At 69.0% G+C, this 3,477-nt stretch carries 3 protein-coding genes; all 3 read right to left on the bottom strand.

Annotated elements, in window-relative coordinates:
* On the bottom strand, window positions 1-782 hold a 782-nt coding region (locus VFM98_RS11725; protein ID WP_325110099.1), incomplete at its 3' end, for a nitronate monooxygenase family protein.
* Window positions 782-2,572 carry an acyl-CoA dehydrogenase gene (locus tag VFM98_RS11720; RefSeq protein WP_325110098.1) on the bottom strand — a complete coding sequence of 597 codons (1,791 nt, stop codon included), beginning with the start codon at window positions 2,570-2,572 and terminating at the stop codon, window positions 782-784. The genes VFM98_RS11720 and VFM98_RS11725, both read right to left, overlap by 1 nt.
* A gap of 88 nt (window positions 2,573-2,660) precedes the next feature.
* The coding region (locus tag VFM98_RS11715) for an electron transfer flavoprotein subunit alpha/FixB family protein (RefSeq protein WP_325110097.1) at window positions 2,661-3,477 on the bottom strand (817 nt) is incomplete at its 5' end.

Genomic DNA, 3,477 nt, shown 5'->3' with positions numbered 1-3,477 from the left:
GGCAGGTTCTCCGGGTCCAGCCCGGCGGCGCGGATGCTCGGCTTGAGGTAGTTGCCGTGCACGCCGGTGAACAGGTTGGAGTACACGATGTCGTCGGACGTGCACTCCACGACCATCTGCTTGTACGCCTCGGCCGCGCGGGCCTCGTGGGTGGCGATGAAGGCGGAGCCGATGTACGCGAAGTCCGCGCCCATCGCCTGCGCCGCCAGGACGGCGCCGCCGGTCGCGATCGATCCGGACAGGGCCACCGGCCCGTCGAACCACTGGCGGATCTCCTGGATCAGCGCGAACGGGCTCTTGACGCCCGCATGGCCGCCGGCGCCGGCCGCCACCGCGATCAGGCCGTCGGCGCCCTTCTCGATCGCCTTGCGCGCGAAGGTGTTGTTGATGATGTCGTGCAGCACCACGCCGCCGTAGCTGTGCACCGCGTCGTTGACGTCGGTGCGCGCGCCCAGCGAGGTGATGACGATCGGCACCTTGCGCCGCACGACCACTTCCATGTCGTGCTCCAGCCGGTCGTTGCTCTTGTGCACGATCTGGTTGATCGCATAAGGCGCGGCGGGCGCATCGGGATGCGCCCGGTTGTACGCGGCCAGCGTCTCCTCGATCTCGTGCAGCCATTCATCGAGCTGCGAAGCCGGGCGGGCGTTGAGCGCCGGCATGGAGCCCACGACGCCGGCCTTGCACTGTTCGATCACCAGCTTCGGGTTGCTGACGATGAACATCGGCGAGGCGATCACCGGCAGCGGGAGGTTGCGGAGCGCAGCAGGCAGTCTCGACATCAGAACGCCTCCGCCGCGAGGGCCATCACGCTGTCGGCCCCTTCGACGATGCTGTCGCGCAGCGCCGGCGCCTGGGCCAGGATGTGGTCGGCGTAGAAGCGCGCGGTGGCGATCTTGGCCCGCAGGAAATTGGCGTCCTCGTCCTTGGCGAGCAGGTCTTCCGCGATGGCCAGCGAGCGCGCCAGCTGCCAGCCGGCCACCAGGTTGCCGGCCAGCATCAGGTAAGGCACCGAGCCGGCGAACACCGCGTTGGGCGAGGCCTTGCCCTGCTGCACGATGAATGCGACGACGTCGAGGAAGGCCTTGCGGGCGGCCGCGAGGCGCTTGGCCACGGCCTTGGCATCGGCGCTGGCGCGCTGCGCGAGCTCGCCCTCGGTGCGCTCGATCTGCGCCGCGACGGCCTGCGCCGTGCGGCCGCCGTCGCGCGCCGTCTTGCGGCCCACCAGGTCGTTGGCCTGGATCGCCGTCGTGCCTTCGTAGATGGTGAGGATGCGGGCGTCGCGGTAGTACTGCGCGGCGCCGGTCTCCTCGATGAAGCCCATGCCGCCGTGCACCTGCACGCCCATCGAGGTCACTTCGATGCTGGACTCGGTGCTGTAGCCCTTCACCAGCGGCACCAGGAATTCGTAGAAGGCCTGGTTCTGCTGGCGGGTGGCTTCGTCGGGATGGTGGTGGGCGGCGTCGTAGGCCGCCGCGGCCACGCAGGCCATCGCGCGGCAGCCCTCGGTGATGGCGCGCATGGTCATGAGCATGCGGCGCACGTCGGGGTGGGCGATGATGGGCGCCGGCCCGTTGACGGAGCCGTCCACGGGGCGCGACTGCAGGCGCTCGCGCGCGTATTCCACCGCCTTCTGGTAGGCCCGCTCGGAGATCGCGATGCCCTGCACGCCTACTGCGTAGCGGGCGGCGTTCATCATGATGAACATGTACTCGAGGCCGCGGTTTTCCTGGCCCACGAGGTAGCCCGTCGCCCCGCCCTTGTCGCCGAACTGCAGCACCGCGGTCGGCGAGGCCTTGATGCCCAGCTTGTGCTCGATGCTCACGCAGTGCACGTCGTTGCGCGCGCCGGGCGCGCCGTCCTCGTTCAGCAGGAACTTGGGCACGACGAACAGGCTGATGCCCTTCACGCCCTCCGGCGCGCCGGGGATGCGGGCCAGCACGAGGTGGACGATGTTGTCCGCCATGTCGTGCTCGCCGTAGGTGATGAAGATCTTGGTGCCGAAGACCTTGTAGGTGCCGTCAGGCTGCGGCTCGGCGCGCGTGCGCACGAGCGCGAGATCGCTGCCCGCCTGCGGCTCGGTGAGGTTCATGGTGCCGGTCCACTCGCCGGTGACCAGCTTCTCGAGATAGACCGACTTCAGCGCGTCGGAGCCGGCCGTCAGCAGCGCCTCGATGGCGCCGTCGGTCAGCAGCGGGCAGAGCGCGAAGCTCAGGTTGGCCGAATTGAGGATCTCGCCGCAGGCCGCCCCGATGGTCTTGGGCAGGCCCTGGCCGCCGAACTCGCCCGGATGCTGCAGGCCCTGCCAGCCGCCTTCGCGGTACTGGCGGTAGGCTTCCTTGAAGCCGGGCGTCGTCGTGACCTGGCCGTCCTTCCAGGTCGAGGGGTTCTTGTCGCCATCGACGTTGAGCGGGGCCACCACCCCCTCGTTGAACTTCGCGCATTCTTCCAGCACGGCCTGCGCAGTCTCCAGGCCGGCTTCCTCGAAGCCGGGCAACTGCGCGATCTGCTCGATGCCGGCGAGATGCTGGATGTCGAACAGCATGTCCTTGACGGGGGCGGTGTAGCTCATGGGAGGTTGGGCGTTAGGCGTTGAGCGTTGAGCGAGAGAAGACGCCGGACGTTCACGCTCAACGCTGAACGCCCGACGCTGAACGCGCTTACAGCGCCTTGACCAGTTCCGGCACGGCCTGGAACAGGTCGGCTTCCAGCCCGTAGTCCGCCACGCTGAAGATCGGCGCTTCCGGATCCTTGTTGATCGCCACGATCACCTTGGAATCCTTCATGCCGGCCAGGTGCTGGATCGCGCCGCTGATGCCGCAGGCGATGTACAGCTGCGGCGCCACGATCTTGCCGGTCTGGCCGACCTGCAGGTCGTTGGGCGCGTAGCCCGCATCGACCGCCGCGCGCGAGGCGCCGATGGCGGCGCCCAGCTTGTCGGCCAGCGGCTCCAGCACTTCGTGGAACTTCTCGCTCGAGCCCATCGCGCGGCCGCCCGAGACGATGATCTTGGCGGCGGTGAGCTCCGGCCGGTCGCTGGCGGCAATCTCCTGGCCCAGGAACTTCGACTTGCCCGCATCGGCCGCAGCGCTGGCGGTCTCGACCGCGGCGCTGCCGCCGGTGGCGGCGGCCGCATCGAAGCCGGTCGTGCGCACGGTGATCACCTTCACCTTGTCGGCGCTCTGCACGGTGGCAATCGCGTTGCCGGCGTAGATCGGCCGCTCGAAGGTATCGGGGCTGTCGACCTTGGTGATGTCGCTGATCTGCGCCACATCGAGCTTGGCGGCCACGCGCGGGGCGATGTTCTTGCCCGAGGCGGTGGCGGGGAACAGGATGTGGCTGTAGTTACCCGCGAGGGCCACCACCTGCGCCGCCACGTTCTCGGCCAGGCCGTGCTCGAACTGCGCGCCGTCGGCGTGGATCACCTTGGCGACGCCGGCGATCTGCGCAGCCGCCTTGGCTGCTTCGCCGGCGTTG

The organism is Ramlibacter sp. (genome assembly GCF_035706265.1).
Classification (GTDB): Bacteria; Pseudomonadota; Gammaproteobacteria; order Burkholderiales; family Burkholderiaceae_C; genus Ramlibacter.
Note: the sequence above shows the minus strand (reverse complement) of the source record. Positions and strands in the feature narration are given on the sequence as shown.